At 74.7% G+C, this 17,455-nt stretch carries 7 protein-coding genes; 4 read left to right on the top strand and 3 right to left on the bottom strand.

Going from position 1 to position 17,455, the window contains the following annotated elements:
* Window positions 1-29: 29 nt before the first annotated feature.
* Window positions 30-599: a histidine phosphatase family protein gene (locus CCN56_RS08720; RefSeq protein ID WP_086825204.1), complete on the top strand. Its 570-nt coding sequence runs from the start codon at window positions 30-32 to the stop codon at window positions 597-599.
* Window positions 600-729: 130 nt separating this feature from the next.
* Window positions 730-1,113: a hypothetical protein gene (locus tag CCN56_RS08715; RefSeq protein ID WP_086825202.1), complete on the top strand. Its 384-nt coding sequence runs from the start codon at window positions 730-732 to the stop codon at window positions 1,111-1,113.
* A 25-nt stretch (window positions 1,114-1,138) separates the two neighbouring features.
* Here the strand turns inward: CCN56_RS08715 and CCN56_RS08710 are convergent, their stop codons facing one another.
* Window positions 1,139-3,283: a CHAT domain-containing protein gene (locus CCN56_RS08710; RefSeq protein ID WP_143664470.1), complete on the bottom strand. Its 2,145-nt coding sequence runs from the start codon at window positions 3,281-3,283 to the stop codon at window positions 1,139-1,141.
* Between the two features lie 73 nt (window positions 3,284-3,356).
* Between CCN56_RS08710 and CCN56_RS08705 the strand changes: the two genes are divergently transcribed.
* Both CCN56_RS08705 and CCN56_RS08700 read left to right on the top strand, forming a co-directional pair.
* Entirely contained in the window at window positions 3,357-5,930 is a 2,574-nt protein-coding gene (locus CCN56_RS08705; protein WP_143664469.1) for a CHAT domain-containing protein, read from the top strand.
* A gap of 181 nt (window positions 5,931-6,111) precedes the next feature.
* A complete protein-coding gene (locus CCN56_RS08700; protein WP_143664468.1) occupies window positions 6,112-15,675 on the top strand; it encodes a hypothetical protein in 9,564 nt (3,187 codons plus the stop codon).
* A 43-nt stretch (window positions 15,676-15,718) separates the two neighbouring features.
* Here CCN56_RS08700 and CCN56_RS42530 read toward each other — a convergent pair whose 3' ends face one another.
* The gene (locus CCN56_RS42530; RefSeq protein ID WP_143664467.1) at window positions 15,719-15,910 is read right to left on the bottom strand and encodes a hypothetical protein; all 192 of its coding nucleotides are present in this window, start codon (window positions 15,908-15,910) and stop codon (window positions 15,719-15,721) included.
* Between the two features lie 180 nt (window positions 15,911-16,090).
* Window positions 16,091-17,455, bottom strand: a 1,365-nt coding sequence (locus CCN56_RS08695; protein ID WP_107484116.1) for an MFS transporter, incomplete at its 5' end; no start/stop codon positions are given.

Genomic DNA, 17,455 nt, shown 5'->3' with positions numbered 1-17,455 from the left:
TCGGCGATCCGCCCCTTACGCTCGGGGATGTGCCGCCCTCCACCGAAACGCCTGAACGCGCCGGACCCGCCGACGACCGACCGCGTCGGCTGTTCGTCCTGCGGCACGCCAAGAGCGCCTGGCCGGAGGGCGTCGCCGACCGGGACCGTCCCCTCGGCCCGCGCGGGCTGCGCGACGCCCCGGCCGCCGGGAGCTTCCTGGCGGAGAGCGGCGTACTGCCCGACCTCGCCCTGTGCTCCCCCGCCCGGCGCGCCCGCCGGACCTGGGAGCTGGCCGCCGCGGAGCTGGCCGGCCCCGTGCCGACCCGCCACGACCCGCGGCTGTACGGGGCGGACGCCCCGGAGCTGCTCGACGTCCTCCACGACGTACCCGACGAGGTCGCGACCTTGCTCCTGGTCGGGCACAACCCGGGCCTCGAAGACCTGGTCCTGCTGCTCGCGACCAGGTCGGTCGGGGACGCCCTGGACCGCGTGCGGACCAAGTTCCCGACCTCTGCGATCGCCGTCCTGACCTGGTCCGGCACCTGGACGGACCTCCGCCCCGGCGAGGCGCTCCTGACGGACCTGGCGATTCCCCGCGGAGCCCGCGACTCGTCCTGAGCGGGGCGCATCGGCGCGCCGGGGCGGCATCGTCCTCCTCCGGGCGTGCGGAGGCGGTGGGCGCGGCGCCGTGAGCCCTGTCACACCGGTACCTTGATCCGCGTACGCACGGGCGACGTGAGGAGCACACATGCAGGTTTCGACGCTCAGCCTCTGGGGGGCCGGTGCCTTCGGCGCGGTCATCGGGTGGATCGCCTACCGGACGCTGCGACGCGCGGCCGACGGGTCGAAGATCGCCGACATCGTCACCGTGATCGCGGCACTGGGCGGCGGCGCGGTCGTGAACAACCAGTTCGCGGAGCCGGATCTCTTCGCCATGTACGGCATCGGTCTGTTCGCCGGCTTCTTCGGTTACTTCGTGGTCGGCCTCCTCGTCGACCGGTCCGAGGCCAAGGCGAAGGCCGGGCTCCGCGCCGAGGTGCCCGCGCAGGCGGAGGCCCCCGACGCGGCCCCGGTACGGCGGGAGGAGGCCGGCGCCGGCTCGACCACGTCCACGTGGATGGGCGAGGAGTGACCGAGGGCGGCGGCCCGGCATCCCGTCAGCGGCCCGAGCGCAGGCGGAGCGCCGCGGAGCAGTACGCGGTGTAGGCGAGCCCGAGGACGTTGCCCTTGCGCAGCAGCTCGATCCGGACGCGGTGCATGGCGGCACCGACCTCCTCCCCGTCGAGCAGTGCCGCCCAGAAGCGTTCGGCGAACTCGCCGGCGAGCGCCTGGTCCATGGTGATCTCGGTGCCGATGACACCGGAGGCGTGGAGTTCGGTGAAGGTGTCGACGAAGCCCAGCCACGAGGAGGGGGTGCGGTCGGCGGTGTGACAGCCGTTGAGGAAGACGAGGGGTGCGAGTTCGTCCCACCGGTCCCATCCCTCGTCCCCCGCCCAGGCATTCAGGTCCTCCGGGAGGATCCGGTCCGTGTCGCCGATCTCCAGGACCGTGGCACTGGAGTACTCGCCTTCGGCGGCGCGGGGCCTGCGCCCGTGGCCGTAGAAGTACACGCAGTCCCCCGGATCGCTGATGAGGGCATCGCGAAGGGTCGCGCTGCGGTCGTAGACGTTCATCTGCCGGAACCCCGCGCGCAGCATGGTGAGGTGACGGTCCGCCAGTCGGGCGTCGAGGCGGTTGCTGCGGGCCACGGTGAGTGCGGGGGCGGCGCCCGGGCGGCCCGCCGTGAGCCGCAGGCGCCGCCCGCGCGGGACGGACGGCGGATGCTCGATGAAGTGGCGGTATCCCCAGAAGCCGTACGGGCAGAGCGTGTTGAGCCCGTGGCCTTCCGGCGCCGGGCAGGAGCGGGCCGTGGCGTCCGCCGCCACCTGGGCGAAGCCGGGCCCGCAGGGCGTGAGCTGTGTCTGGCTCTCGACGCGGATGTCGTACAGCAGGCCCCAGGGGAAGACCAGGTCCTGGTGTTCCTCGCGGCAGATCTGGATCTGGGCGGGTTCCCGCAGGACGCTCATCAGCGCCGCCCGCTCCCTCCGGCCCCGCGCGATCATCTGGAAGAAGGACCAGCCGAGCCGCGCCAGCTTCGCCATGTCGTGGAACCGGGCCTCGGGCGACTTGCCGTTGTCCGGGCCGAGCAGGCTCTCGAGGTGGCGGTCCTTCCCCTCGCCCTTCCACACAGCGTGGCAGTCGAGCAGGGCCGCGCGTGCCTTCTGCAGGACGTCGAGCACCTGGTGGTCACCGAGCCAGAACGTGGCCACGGGACCGTACTGCGAGGTGACGTCGACCGTCATCGTGCCGTCGCCGCCGCGGCCCACCCGTACGCCCGCGGTCCGTGCGGGCAGCTCCGCGAGGTCCGCGAATCCGGGCGTCAGGGTGTAGTCGATGACGGCCGTCGTCGCGCCGCCCGCGCTCTCCCGGGCGGCGACCCAGGCGGTCAGGGACACCGACTGGAGCTGGTTCCCCCGGTACGAGACGTACACCCGCATCCGCGCCGGGCCGGGCTCCTCCGGGGCGATGAACGGGATGTGCAGGTGCCGGCCCCGGTGTCCCGCCTCGCACACGTGCCGCCCGCCGGGCGGGCAGGGGCAGACCCAGCTGCCGCCCTGCAGAGGCAGGAAGAGTGGGTGCACGACGACCGCCGGGAAGGTGAAGTCCTCGCTGACGACGCTCACTTCCAGCCAGTCGCCGCGGCCCTCGTCGTCCGTGTGCGGGAGCGGCGACTCGGGGAAGGGCTTGGCCTGCCCGGCTAGGAGGCTCTTCGTGGACAGTTCGCCGATGTCCACGCGGAGTTCGTACCGGCTCCCCGAGCCGAGGGTGCGGTCCTCGGGGACGGTCTGCCGGGAGAGCGGCCAGACGACCGCCAGGTTGAGGAACCGGTCTTCGTTCACGGGGGCGGAATCCGGCTCGGGTTCGACGTCGAACTCGACCGGATCCCCGCCCGTGTCGGCGGCGGCCGGGGGCGGACCGCTCCTGATCGGGACCTCGTCGGAGAGACCGCGCTCCCCCTCCCGGAGCCTGGCCTCGAAGAGGTCCCAGGTCTCGCTCGCACCCCCGCACAGGATCAGGATATCGGTGTGTCGGCCCTCGAACTCCTCCTGGTCGATGTCCTCGTCGCTCAGGAGCGCCTCCCATTCGTCCCGGGCCTCGTCGGCCAGTTCCGGCCGGTGCCACAGGTCGGAGGCCCGCAGAGCACGCAGGTCCTCCTCCAACTTCCAGCGCGGGGGCCCCGTGTACCCGTTCTCGTGCCGCACCGATCACGCCTCCCTCGTTCCGAACCCTCCGGTGGTGTCATTCTGGAGCCCACACGGACGCAGGGAGCAACTGGTGGAGCGAGACCCGGACATCACCATCCGGCTGTCCTGGCAGGACGGGCGGGTCGCCACGGTCGTCCTCGTCGACGGCGAGCCGGACCACGAGACGCCGCGGCGGACGTTCCCCGTGGGCCCGGGGCTGCTCGTCCCCCCTGGCGTCGCGACCCCGCCCGGAACCGCGTCGCTGCTGGCGAAGCTGCTCTTCCCGGAGCCCGTACGCGCTCGTGTCGCCGACCGGGCCCCGCTGCTGGGTCCCGAACGGTACCTGCGGCTGCGGCTTCTCCTGCCCGACGTCGAGGAGGCGGGGGCGTACGACCTCGGGGCCCTGCGCTGGGAATCGGTGCGGCTGCCGTCGGCGCTCGCCGGCGCGGACGCCTGGGCGGAGTGGGCCGGGTCCCTGGCGCTGCCGCCGGACGGAGGCCTCGAGCTCGGGCGGCACCCCTGGTTCGCCCTGGTCCGGGACGTCGCCCCCCGGCCCTCGGCGGCGTCCGTCGTTCCGACCGGTGCCGGGATCGTGGCCGTGGCCGATGCCACGTCCGTGCACGGCCGGATCACCACGCCCGCGGGCCGGGAGACCGTGCACGCGCCGGCGCCCGGCTCGCTCGGGGACGCCGATCGGCGGGGAGTGGAGGACGTGGTGCGCGATTCGCGCCTCTCCGCCCTGGTCGTGGACTCCCCCGCGACGGCGGAGGGCATCCGGCGGACCCTGCTCGGGGGCGCGCAGGTGTTCTACTTCGGCGGGCATCACATCGCCGGCGGTCTGGTGGTGGGCGGCGACGACGCGGATGCGTCCTGGCTGGACGTGGACGTGCTGTCCGGGTGGCTGCGGGACGGCGGTGTCGGGCTCGCGGTCCTCATGGCCTGTGATTCGGCCGCCTCCTGGACGGACGGCTCGCACGACGCGGCCGAGCGGTCCGGGCGCGGGGTGTCCGCCGCCGAGAAGCTGGTCCGGTCGGGTGTGTCCCATGTCGTGGCCGTCCAGGGGAAGGTGAGTCACGGTCAGGCCGCCGGTTTCGCCGGGCGGTTCTTCGGGGCTCTCGTGCGCGGGCTCCCCGTCGACCTCGCCCTGCGGGAGGGGGCCGTCGCCCTGGAGGGCGCCGTCGCCGTCCCCGTGCTGTACGCGCGGCGCGACAGCGCGGAGCTGACGGTCGGCGACCTGCCGGTGATCGGGCCCGCGCGTCTGGCGCCCGTCGCGCACCGGATGCCCGTGACGGGCGAACCGGCGCTCGGGCTGCCGGACGAGCGGCACCGCGTACAGCTGGACGTCCGGTGGTGCCTCGCCGAGCGGCCGGTACGGGACGTCCTGGCCGATCCCGGGGCCGACGACCTGGTCACGGTCCTCACCGAGGCGGAGCGGAACCTGCTGCGGGCCCGTGCCGCGAAGGGGCTCCCGCACGAGGGGCGGCGGCGCTGGTACGTCCACGACGTGCGGGACGGACGGCTCCCGGCGACGGAGGCCGCCCTGCGCGGTGCCGTGTCCCCCGCGTACGGGAAGGCCGACGGCGAGGACCACCGGGGCGTCGGACTCGTGCTCCGCTGGCCGGCCGGGGAGGAGCCGGGGGCGGGGTTCGCCGGGGAGCTCGACCGGCTGGACGGCTTCGGCTGGGACCTGCGGGCCGTCGTCGTCCAGGTGCACGGGAAGCACCCCGTCGAGGTCCAGGAGGCGGCCGAGCACCTGGCGAGGACGCTGGGGCACGGGGAGTACCTGCTCCGGTCGCGGACGTCGGACGGCGAGACGGGCGGGCCGCCGCGCCGCAGGCGCCCGGCCGTGCCGCTGCCGTTCGGCGCCTCCTCCGCCGTGGCGCGTCGGTGCGCGAGCGAACTCCTCGACGCGGCGCGGGCGGTGGCGGATCCGGCGAGGCCGGAGCCCGCGCCCGGGGTCGATGCCCGGGCGGTCGTCGAGGAGCTGAACTCGGGTGCGGTGTGGGGTGTTCCGTCCGAGGAGCGGCAGGTCCTCGCCGCCGTGCGGCTGTGGTGGCCCGCGCTGTACGCCTCCCTCCTGGAGGCCTGCGCATCGGGACGGACCGGGCCGGGGCGGGCGGTGTCGCTGCGGCTGGCCGCCGACCGTGACGAAGACCTCGACCGGTGGCTCCGGGCGGCCGGCGGCGTCGTCCCCGCGCCCTCGGAGTTCAGCCCGCTCGACCGGCCGACCCCCTTCGTGGACGCGGTGGTCCTGGGTCTGGTGCGGACGGGTCTGCGGGACGCGGAGCCCTTCGGGGACTGGCTGGCCGAGGCCTCGGAGGCCGTCGGCGAGGCCGTGGAGCTGCTCGATCTCGGCCCCTCCCCCGTGGACGGGTCCGGCCTGGAGTCGGCCGAGGTCGCCGTGGCCCTGGACCGGGCGGGCGCGCTCGCGGACGCCCGGCTTCCGGTGCTGGATCCCGGCGGTCGGCGGCCGGGCAGTTGGGCGCTGCTCGCGCGGCGGCCGCTGACCGAGGAGATCGCCGCATGGCTGTACGGGTTCACCGAGGGGCAGCGCCGCGCTCTCGGGATCGCTCCGGGCGCCCAGCGGTTCGACCTGCTCCTGGAGGACGAACTGGACGGTTTCCGTGAGGCCTTGGCGCCGCCGCTGCGGCCCGCGGACTTCTAGCGGCGAGATTCTTCCGCCGTCGTTGCCGTTGGCCGTCGTTGCCGTTGACCGTAGTTGCCGTTGGCAGGAATCTGTCGTTTCGCCGTCCCGCGTTCGTATGCTGGACAACTCGCTCTCGCTCTCGTCGGTCGACGTCGGACCCCGGGCACACCGAGCCCGGCACGCTGGCAAAGGGACGTCCATGCTCGAACACTGGTACTTCTTCGCCTCGTTGGGCCTGCCGCCGCAGACCGCCGCGATCCAGCTGGATCACCTCACGGCGCTCGCCGAGGTGCCCGGCGGCGACCGGTCGGAGGAGGTCGTCTCCTCGTCGATCGAGTCCCTCGCGCGGGCGGGAACGGCGACCATGCTGTACGCGCTGCCGCACGTCCTCGCGGCGCAGCGCCGGTTCGCCGGGGCGACCGAGGTGCACGCGCGGGCGGCGGCCTTCCACCGGGACGTCGCGTCCGTCGCACCCGAGGAGGTACGGACCCGGCTCGCCGCGGCGCTGCGGGCGGCCGGCGGTCCGGACACCGCGAAGGCGCTCGCGGCCCTGGAGGAGCTGCTGCGGGACGTCGGTGTGGCCGGGGACGCGGCGGACGTCTCGATCCCGCCGTACCACGACCTGGTGGAACAGCTGGCTCCGACCGCGACCCTGGTCGTCGCACGGTTCCTCGCAGCCCGGGACCCCCGGGGCGCCGGGGAGCTGATGGGGGATCATCCGGGGCTGGTCGAGGACGCTTTGCACGGCCGGTACGGGCGACTCGCGCTGTTGCAGGCGGCCGAGACGAGTGCCGCACTGAGCCTGGACTCGACCGAAAAGATCCGGACAGCTCTCGCGGTGGCCTCGCGGGGCGCCTTCGACCTGGAACCCGATCTGCTCGCCACGGCCGCCCGGGTCACCTTCCCGCTCCCCCGCGAGGGCGCACCGGCCGAGAGCGGACGTGCCGGGTCCGTGGTCGACACCCTGGACGCCCTGGAACGGGAGGCCCTCTCGGGCGAGACGCTGCTCGGTCTGCTGGAGGAGTGGCGGCGCTCGGGCGTCCTGCCGGCCGGGGCGGACAGCGACGCGCGGCGGGCGGCGTACGCGCATCTGGGAGGTGCGGGCGACATCGCCGTTTCGGCCATGCCGTCGGTGCTCTGGGAGTCGGCCCTGTGGTCCCTCGCCGCCTCGTACGACCCCCGGGAGACCACCCGGCGGCTCGCGCGCTACTGGCGCGGCCCCGATCCGCGGTGGCGCGCCGCCGACCCGCAGTGGCGTCCCGGCACCCCGGGCCGCGTCCCCGTCACGCTGCCGCACACGACGTACGGCCACGTCGTCATACACACCCACCGGCTCCTGACGCTGCGGCACCCGGCGGGCCACTACCCCCTGCCGAACCTCACGGACGGTCCCGTGAGCGACACCGATCCCCGCGTGGCGGCGTGGCTGTGGTCGCCCTGGCTCCACCACCACACGACACCGCACCAGACCAAGACCGGGAAGCCGGCGGCCGGTGCCGCGCCGGCGCCCTCCCCGCACCTGCGGGGCGACCAGCCCGAGCAGCTGGTCCGGCTCCTCGGGGCCGCGCTCCTCGCCGCGCACCTGCTGACCCGGACCGGCCCCGGGGAGCAGCCCGTCGAGGAGCGGGACCATCTGCTTCTGCTGATCGTCCACGTACGGGACACCCTGTACCGCTCCTTCACCACGCTCATGGAGGCCGTGCACGGCGAACCGCGCAAGGCCGTCGCGTACGCCGGGCCGCTGACCGCCCTCCTGCTGCACGCCGGCGGCACCGCCGACTGGATCGGCAAGGGGGCGCGCGCCGCCGTCGATCCGGCCGAGATCGTCCGGGTGGTGTCCGCGCTGCCGTCCGGCTCGACGCACTCCCCGCTCTCCGCGAGGGGCGCCCGTTCCGTCGCCCTGCACTGGGTGCAGGAGTCCGTGTCGGGCGGTGCGGGTCCGCACAGGACCGAGGCGGGCGGCCGCTGGTTCTCCGGTGACACCTCGCCGGCCGACGCGCTGATCGAGCTCGTCCGCGCCCGGGAGTCCAACCCGTACTCCTACCTGTCGGTGCGGGCGGCGCAGCTGCACCGGGACCTGCACGCGCACTCCCGGCACGAGGTCCTGCGCTGGGACTGGACCCCGGACGGCCCCCGCTCCCCCGGCCTCACGACCGGCCCGAAGGTCACCCCGGGCATCCTCACGCTGAGCGGCCCCGGCGACCCCGGCCGGGACTCCTTCTCCGTCGAGGAGTGGCACGAGATGGCCGACGGCCTCTCCAAGCTCCTCAAGGAGGGCGACACGTACGCCATCGCCCCGGTGACGGTGAGCACCCTGCGGCTCGCGGCGCTCCTCGGTCGGCCCGAGCTCGGCGACCAGGGGGCGTACGAGGAGTGGGTGAAGGACTGGAGCGGACAGGTCACCTCCCTCAACCTGCCCACCCACCTGCCGCGTTACGTGCGCGCCCGGATGTTCGACATGTTCCGCGCGCAGGTCGAGGGCGCGGGTTCCCAGGAGCGGCTGCGCACCGTCCTGGACGACGTCGTGGACGTCATCGTCGACCTGAGCGGCGGCGCGCAGTTCTTCTACGAGCGCCTCTTCGAGGAGCTCACGGCCCGCGCCCTGCCGCCGGAGATGGCGAACCGGCTGCGGGTCCGGCTCCTGCAGGCGCTGTACCACCGCTGGGGCGGCAAGCCTCCCGTGGTGCCGCACGAGAGCCCCTGGGGCACCTATCTCGGCCGGGTCTCCGGGCGCGGCACCGAGGCGGCACTCGTCCGGTTCCTGCGGGCGACGGCCGCCGAACAGCTCCAGGGACAGGGCCTGCCGCTGGCCCGGGTCATGGACGGCCTGTGGCTGCAGACCCAGCGCCCCCTCGACCGGCCCGCGGTACGCGAACCGGCGGGCCGGGTGGGCGTCGACCCCCGGCTCGTGGTGGCCGTCACGCAGGACCGGCGCTCCGGGGAAGCCGTCGTGTACGCGCGGAACGAGAACAGCGGCGTCGCCGAGTTCCACTCCGCCCGCCACTCCGTGGACGACCTGTTCCGCCCGGCCCCCGAGGCGGAGCTCCCCGTGCCGTACCCCGAGCCCGGCTCGTACGCGCTCGGGATCGTCTGCTCCGTGCCCCGCGCCGGCGAGCGGCCGTACCTCTGGGTCAACTGCGGGCTCGACCGCCCCGTGGCATGCGGCATCGAGCCGCACGAGCTGCGTCATCGGCACCTCGGGGAGACGGTGGCCGTCCTGTTCACCGCGCCCGACGACGAGACGCGGCGTCCGAGCGTCGTCGCGCTCGCACCGCTGCCGCCGAAGGACGGCGAGGTGCGCGAGGCGGAGCTCCGTCGCTCGGACCGCTTCCCGTGGCTGCGGCTCAAGGTGCCCGGCGTCGCCACCGACGCGTACCCCCGGGGCGTCACCGAGCAGGGCGTCAAGGCCCGGAACCGCTGGGATCCCGACCTCGCTCGCGCATTCCGGGACAAGGCGTCCGCCGCGCCCGTGAACACCCTGGCGCGCTGGCACGAGCAGCTCGGACAGTGGGTGCCGCTCGACGCGGGCCTGCCGGAACTGGCCGTCGCCGCCGGGACGGGAGGGACGCCCGGCGCTGCCACGGCGCCGGCCGCCGGGCCCGGTGATCCCGGCCCCACCCCCGTACGCCTGGTGCTGTCCGGTCCCGCGACCGAGCGGGCCGGGTTCGGGGCGGCCTGGCGGTTCGTCACCACGCCCGGGAACTGTTATGTGCTCGGGCCCGCCGCCTGGCACCCCGAGGACTGGCAGCTGCTCGACGAGACGTGCCTCGCGGCCCCGGCCGGGCTCGTCGTGCACGCCGAGTTCCGGCCCGGCGAGAGCCGGCTCGCCCTCGCGCCGAAGGATCCGTTCGACCGGAGCAACGTCCGCTGGCTGGGCGTCTTCGACCACGCGGGCGGAGCCCGGGAGCACGGCGAGGACGAGGAGCACGGCGGGGACGAGGGGCGCGTCCGGGACCGGACGCACGAGGAGGCCTTCCTCAGGACCGACTCCGCCGGGCGTCCCGAGTGGCAGATCGACGTCCCGGCGATCGAGGGTTTCCCCCGTACGGTCAAGGTCGTGTTCGCCGGACCCGCCCCGCACGCGCGTTCCGTCCTCTGCGGCGTCGAGTCCTGGGGCGACAAGGGGGCCCGGCAGGCCGAGGTGACGGTCCAGGCGTTCCAGGAGCACGGCATCCAGGAGGAGAAGCCGAGCCCCGAGCAGTACGCCCGGTACGCCCGGCTGCCCGCCCGGACGACGGTGGAGCTGGTGAACACCACGCGCAACGCCTCCAACGCCTTCAACACCGCCTTCACCCTCGACGGCCTGAGGGGCCTGGTCTCCACGGAGTCGATCACCCTCACCGGTGAGTTCTTCAGGCTGAACCCGGCCGCGCCGCGTCCGGCCGTCGTCCTCAACGACTACGTGGTGGGGCCGAAGACGGCGCAGGTGCGGCCGGCGCCGGTGCCGCTGCCCGCCGAGCGGCTCGTCGACCACCGCGTCCCGGCGTGCGATCCGGTGCTCCTCGACCGCGACGGGCTGAGCGGCATCGTCGTGGCGCAGATCAAGGAGGCGGGCCAGGTCGGCCTGGTCCGCGTCTGGTTCGACCTCGTGACGTACGTGGCGGTGTCCGTGCTGCCGGTGGACTGCCTGAACGTCGAGGCCCCGCAGACCGGTGACCACATCACCGGCGTCCGCGGCCCCGAGGGCTGGGTGTTCACGGTGCAGCGCCGGATGCTGCACCTGGAGGCCCTCTGGGAGCACATGCCACGGGCCGGGAGCGGCTGGAAGCGGATCGGGCAGGCGCGCGGCGAGGACGGTGCCCCGCTCGACGTGTTCCAGGATCCGCGCGGCCCCCGGCTCGCGGTCGAGCCCGCGTCCGGAGAGCCCGAGGCGGGCGGCCGGGTCAACGCGCGGCGCGGCGGCGCCAAGCGGACGGGCGACTCGGTCCTGGTCGTGGTGCAGCGGGAGAGCGGCCATCTGGTGGGGTACGCGGCGGGGATCGAGCTCGGGAACGAGTACCGGCCCGTCCACCTCGAACAGACCCTGGTGGACGTGTCGGACGTGGCCGAGGAGCAGGTGCGCGCGCTCGGGCGGCCGGAGGGCACCCGGCTCGTCCGGGCCCACCGGGAGTTCGAGCTGTCGCCCGTCGGCTCGGCGCGCCGCGCCCCCGCCGTCCCGGTCCGGACGGTCCACGACCCGGTGGCCGAGTGGCTGCGGCTCCTCCAGGAGCCCGGGCTCACGCTGACCGGGCAGCTCACCGGTGAGGAGCGGATGCTGCTGCCCGGCTGTTCGGCACCGGACGACGAGGGCGTCCACCGGCCCTGGCTGGCACTCGTCGACGAGCCCCGCGCCTGGGTCGCCGGCCGGAACTACTCGCCCGACCGGGTCCGCGCGGTCCCCGTCGAGCACGGGTCCGGCTACCGGGCGTCGTTCCTGAGCGCCCCGCCGCTGTCCGTCGTCGACTTCATGGCGGAGATCGCGCCGTACGCGACGGCGGACGGGCGGCTCTGCGACTTCCGCGACCGGCGGCACACCAAGGGGCGGCCCCAGTACGTCGGCGTCGAGGAGACCGGCTCCGGGACCGCCGCCCGCTTCGAGTTCGGGTACGGCTGGTTCGTCGACATCCCCGTGGAGGCGCTGCTCGTCGGCGGCGAGCCGCTGGACCCGGACGGCCTGGCGCTGTTCCACGGCGACCAGATCGACGCCATGGCGTTCGCCGAGGACGGGAACGTGCCGGGCGGGATCACGGTCGCGGTCGACCTGGCGGACATCGCCAAGGGCGTCGAGCGGCAGATCCACTGGGAGGCGACCCGGGCGAACGTCGTACACCTGCTCGACGTCACCGTCGACCGCGACCGCCGGCGGGTGACCGTGCACCGCGCCGTCACCCGCAGCCGGGATCTCGGCCGGACCCGGGAGGACGACCACGCCGAGGCGCGATCGGTGAGCGCCGTGATCGAGGAACGGGATGTCGAGACGCTCCTCGCCGCCCTCGACGCGGGCGTCGAACGGCGGCTGCTGCTCGGCCGGCTCGTGCCCGAGACGGTGGTGCGGCAGCGCCGGGCGCTGCGCTTCGCGACGGTCACTCCGTCCGCGTCGATGCGCGGCGGGGAGGGCGGGCTGCGCCGGGACGACCGGCTCTATCTGGAGGCGGGCACCATTCTGGAGACCGTCAACGACCATCTGCTGCGGTTCGCCCTGCCGCCCGAGCTGCGCCAGGACGGGGATCCGCTGGCCGTGGTGGTGCCCCGTCGGGAGTTCTCGCATCGGGAGAGCTGTCTGCGGCGCGCGGCCAAGACGGAGGGCCTCGGGGCCTACCGGGGGCGGGCGCGGATGCTCGTCCAGCTGGGCAACCATCACGGCGGCGGTCACGCCAACCAGTGGCACGGCACGACGAAGTCGCCGCCCGCGCGCGGCATCGAGACCCTGCGGAGCTATCTCCGGCTGCGGCCGGAGGGCGCGTTCGGCGTCGTCGACGAGGACGCGGACCACATCGAGCTCCGCCCCGGCGTCGTCTTCGGCATCGCCGGGATGACGGGGGTGGACGGGATCGCCCCGGGCTCGGTGGTGCGGCTGGCCCTGGACCGGTCCGGCGGCAGGGACGAGGTGCGGGTCCACCAGGCGATCCCGGCCGACATCACGTACCTCGACAAGCGGCCCCGGCCCGTGGTCGTCTTCCCCAAGGACGGCCTCAAGCACGCCGAGGACATCAGGAAGGCCGAGCTGCCGGGCCGTTTCACCGTGGCGGGCCTGCCGGGGCTCAACGCGACGGCGGAACGGAACTCCGGTGCGGGGCTGCTCCGCACCCCGCACCCCAAGATCGCGGGCGTGGTCCGCGAGGTCCTGTCGAACGGCCACGTGCGGCCCCTGCTCGTCGCGGCGAAGGACCTGCGCGCCGGCACCCTCGCGTTCGACCCCGCGGACGCGGCGGCCGGGGTACGGGTGCTGCCCGTCGGCACGCGGACGAACGGAGGAGCGGGTGCCGGGCGTACGGTGCCCGTGGATACCGGGCGTGCGGTGCCCGTGGACGCCGGGCGTGCGGTGCCCGTGGACACGGGGGCCGACGAAGAAGCGGGTGTCGGGCGGGTCGTGCCGTGGGCGCAGCTCTCCTTCCTGGACGCACCCGCGCGGCAGCTCGCGGCGGCGTGCGAGACCTGGGGCTGGCGCTACCACGACTCCCGCACGCGGACCTGGCCCGCGGACGACGGCGCGCCGGAGCAGGTCGCCCTGGCTCCGGTCGCCCGCTCCGTCGACGAGCCGGTGTTCTTCTCGGCGCGCCGCGGCCGGTGGACGCTGCGCCACGGGCCGTCCGCCCTGCGGCAGTTCGGGTTCCCCGCCACCGAGCTCCTGGAGGAGACCTTCCAGGACCTGCCCGGCGGGCGGCGCACCCACTGGGCGGTGGCGCGGGCCCAGGAGGACAGCGTGTGGCTGGAGCTCACGCCGGGCCGGGTCGCCGAGGTCCGGGGCGAACTGGTCCGGTTCACCGACGGCCACTCACTCGCGGGGCTCGACTGGTCCCGGTTCGCACCGGGCGATCTGCTGTACGGGCACGTCGAGGGCGGTGTGAACGAGTGCGGGCACCTCGTCCTGGAGGACTGGCGTCCCGGCGTGCGCGGCTCCCTGGCGTTCCGGGACCAGCGGCCCGAGGTGGCGCCCTCCGCCCGGGTGCTGCTGCCGGTGGCCCACGCCGACGAGGAGGGCGGCGCGCTCTACCTGGGCGAGGGCGGGGACACCCTGCCGTACCCGGCGGAGCACGAGCTGATCGCCCGTCACCCCGTGGGCGGCGCCGTCTGGTTGAGCGACGGCAACGAGCTGTCGCCGGCCGCCGGCAGTCCCGTGGCCGCGGGGGACGTGGTGCTCCTCGTCCCGGACCCGGCGGGCGGCGGACTGCGGATCGCCGGACTGCCCGGAGCCCGGGTCGAACTCGCCCCGCTCTCCATTGAGCGCTGGCTGCGCTCGGAGTGGCTGCGCCAGGACCTCGCGGCGAGCGGCGGAGCCGGCAGCGCGGTGCTCGGCGCCCTGGGCTCGCTGCCCGTGACCGTGGAGACGGTGACGGAGGCGGCGGACGGCTCCGCTCCGGTGGTCACCGTGTCCCGGCGCCGGCAGCGGGGCGGAATCTGGCCCGACGGCACGGTCCTGGCCCGGCCGATCGCCGAACTGGGCGGCGGCCACCTGGTGATGCGGGCCGGGGCGGCACTCGTCCGCACGCATGTGCACGAGCTGCTGCCCGGCCTGCCGTCGGAGGCCGTGGCGGCGACGGCGACGGCTCTGGTCGGCGACCGGAACCTGCTCCGGCTGCACTGGGACAAGGACACGAAGACGCTCACCAGCGGTCTGCCTGCGGACCGGAGCGAGCAGGGCGAGACCGTCGTCCGCGCGCTGCTCGCCGTGGACGCGCCGGACGGTTCGTGTCTCGGCGTGCTGTGCCGGGACGAGCGCAGTCAGGCCCTGTGCTGGCTGCCCGCCCGGGACGCGACCTGGGCCGCCGGGGTGCCCGGCGAGCTGCTCGTGGCGCACCTGCGGGCCTCGCGCCGGCTCACCGTCCTGCGTCGCGGCCGCTGCGCGGTCAGCCTCGTCCACCACCCGCTGATCGCCCGCGAGTACGAGAACATGACGGCGGGTCAGCTGGCGCGCGTGACCGTCGTGGGCGCGGCGGCGGCCCCGGGCCGCAGGGCGCTCCATGTGTCCGTCGGCCCCCTGGGCGTCCTGGCGCTCTACACGCCCGGCCGGGGCGCGCCCGCGCCGGGTGATCAGGTCATGGCGGAGGTCGCACGCCTCGAGGAGGTGGCGGGGCGGGGGACCGTCCAGTTCGTGGAGCCGGGCACGCGGCGCACGGTCGTGGACCTGCCGGACTGGTTGTGCAGGAGCCTGGGCCGGCTGTCGCTGCCCACGTTCGCCTCGCCCGCGGGGCCCGTGGCCGACCTGGTTCCCCCGGATTTCGCCACGTACCGCGCCGCCTACGAGGCCGGTCTGCAGGAGGCGGGCGCGCCGGTCGGGGGCTCCGCGAAGCAGAAGGTGCTGTGGGCGCTCGGGGTGCTCGACCGGTTCCGGGACAAGCCGGCCCCGGTGGAGACGCGCCAGGCCGCGGCGGCCGCGGTCGCCGACTGGCTCCGCTCGCCGCTCGGCCGTCCGGTGGTGCTCCAGGAGGAGGAGTCGGTCGACCTGGCGCCGGTGGTCGCGGTGTGCCGGATCGGTGCTCGGCTCCTTCAGCAGGACTCGGGGCTGCCGCGCGGCTGGGTGGCCTTCCTGCTGAGCCGGGTCGGCGAGCGGGCGGTGAGCTCGCTGCACACGGAGGCGCTGGTGACCGAGTGGCTGATCCGCCCGGAGCGGCATGTGCTCCTGGGCGACTGGCGCCGGCTCAGGTCGGTGCCGATCGCGCGGACTCTGACCTTCGGCCAGGTGGCGGCGGTCGAGGACTTCGCGCGCGCCGTGACGGGGCGGCCGACGCTGGTGCGGCACGGCGAGTCGGCCAAGGTGGCGCGGGGGCTGCTGGCGTCGATCGGACGGCTGCCCTCGGCGCAGTACCTCGACAAGGACGCGCCGGTGATGACGGGGCTCGCGCGGCTCGGCCAGAGTCTGACGCCTCCGCACGGCCGGGCGGTCCCGGAGTGGCGGCCGCTGGTCGGGCAGTTCCAGGCGCTGGACAACCTGTTCCCGCGGGTGCTGCGGCTGCCGCTGACGCTGATGCCGGCGTACGTCCCGTTGTCGGCCGAGGGCGCGCGGTACGGGGCGGCGCTGCTGCGGGAGGCGGAGGCGGTGGCGGTGGCGGCCGAACAGGGGTGAGCGTCGGCTGCCGGGGTCCCACCGCCCGCCGTGCACGAGCTCGTCAGGCGAGCACCCATCGGGGCGGATGTCCGGGGTCGGCCGGGCAGGTGAAGACGTGCAGGTCCCGGTCCCGGCCGAAGCGGAGCCGGGTGGGTCGGGCAACGGACCGGCCACCCCGGATCGACGCCTTCCCCCTCAGGGTCGGGTCACGGTCCTCCAGGGGCACCGGTCTGGCCGGCGTGGTCCTCGTCATGCGCAGACCGTACGCAGCCGAGGAAACGACGCGCGAGCGGATTGCCGCGAGCCCGGCGCGTCATCTGTCTGCTCGGTGCCACCGCCCGGCGTGAGGGGCGGTGCGGCGGGGGCCGCCCACCGAGTGGGCGGCCCCCGGCCGGTCGCTGACGTCAGATGGTCGGGACGGTCGTCCAGGGCGTCAGGTGGGCGTGTGGGCGGTGTTGTTCGTCGCGGTGCCGCCTTCGTCCTGGGTCTCCGGCGCAGCAGGCTGTTGCGGAGTGGGCGGGGTGCGCACCAGCAGCGCGACCAGCACCGCCAGGGCGCCGAGCACGGCGCCGGTGCCGAATCCCCACCGGATGCCCGTGGCCAGGGCGCCGGTGGTGTCGGCGCCGTCGGCTGCCGCCGTGGCGGCGTGTCCCGACATGACGCTGATGACCAGGGCGGTGCCCGCGGCTGCCGCGACCTGCTGGAGCGAGCCCAGGATGGCGGAGCCGTGGGGGTAGAGGTGCGGCGGCAGTACGGACAGGCCGGAGGTGAAGACGGGGGTGAAGACGAACGCCATGCCCGCGCTCAGGGCCACGTGAAGTGCGAGTACGAGCCACGGCGAGGTCTGTTCGCCCGTGAAGGCGAACAGCGCGAGGCAGAGCGCCGTGAGCACGGCTCCGGGCACGACGAGGCGTGGTGCACCGAGTCGGTCGTAGAGCTTGCCGACCTGTGGTCCGAGCAGGCCCATGGTCAGACCGCCGGGGATGAGCAGCAGCCCGGTCTGCAGTGAGGTCAGGCCGCACACCTCCTGCAGATAGATCGGCAGCAGGATGAAGGCACCCATGAGGGCCATGAAGGAGAGGCACATCAGGCCGAGCGCCACGTAGAAGTGACGAAACGTCAGGGCGCGCAGGTCGAGGAGCGGTGTGGAGCTGCGCTGCAGTGCCAGCTGCCGCCATACGAACAGGCCCACCAGCACGGCGCCGGCCAGGGTCGTGGCCGCCGGGGGTACGGGGGCCTGGGCCGAGTTCTCGGCACCGAGCCCGCTCAGGCCGTAGACGAGGGCGCCGAAACCCGCTGCCGCCAGGGGGACGGACAACCAGTCGATCGGGCCGGCCTGCGGCTCGCCGATGTTGACCAGTTTGCGCCGGCCGAACACGGCCATGGCTCCGGCGATGGGCAGCACGGCCAGGAACAGCAGGCGCCATGTGCCCAGCTGCAGCAGCACACCGGAGGCCGCAGGCCCGAGGGCGGGTGCGACGGAGATGACGAGGGTGATGTTGCCCATGACACGGCCGCGGTCGTTCGGGGGCACGAGGGTCATCAGCGTCGTCATGAGCAGCGGCATCATGACGGCGGTGCCGCTGGCCTGGATGACGCGGGCGGCCAGCAGCACGGGGAAGGCGGGCGCGGCGGCGGCCAGGGCCGTGCCGGCGAGGAACAGCGCCATGGCCAGGCCGAAGGCGGTCCGGGTCGTCACGCGCTGGAGGAACCACCCCGTCACCGGGATGACGACGGCCATGGTCAGCATGAAGGCGGTGGACAGCCACCCCGCGGCTGCCGCGGGGTGGCTGTCCAC

The sequence above is a fragment of the Streptomyces sp. NRRL B-24572 genome (assembly GCF_002156145.1).
Lineage (GTDB): Bacteria > Actinomycetota > Actinomycetes > Streptomycetales > Streptomycetaceae > Streptomyces > Streptomyces vietnamensis.
Note: the sequence above shows the minus strand (reverse complement) of the source record. Positions and strands in the feature narration are given on the sequence as shown.

Coding starts and splice junctions, on each gene's coding strand:
- CCN56_RS08715 (WP_086825202.1), top strand. CDS start 730: ATGCAGGTTTCGACGCTCAGCCTCTGGGGGGCCGGTGCCTTCGGCGCG.
- CCN56_RS08700 (WP_143664468.1), top strand. CDS start 6,112: ATGCTCGAACACTGGTACTTCTTCGCCTCGTTGGGCCTGCCGCCGCAG.
- CCN56_RS42530 (WP_143664467.1), bottom strand. CDS start 15,910: ATGACGAGGACCACGCCGGCCAGACCGGTGCCCCTGGAGGACCGTGAC.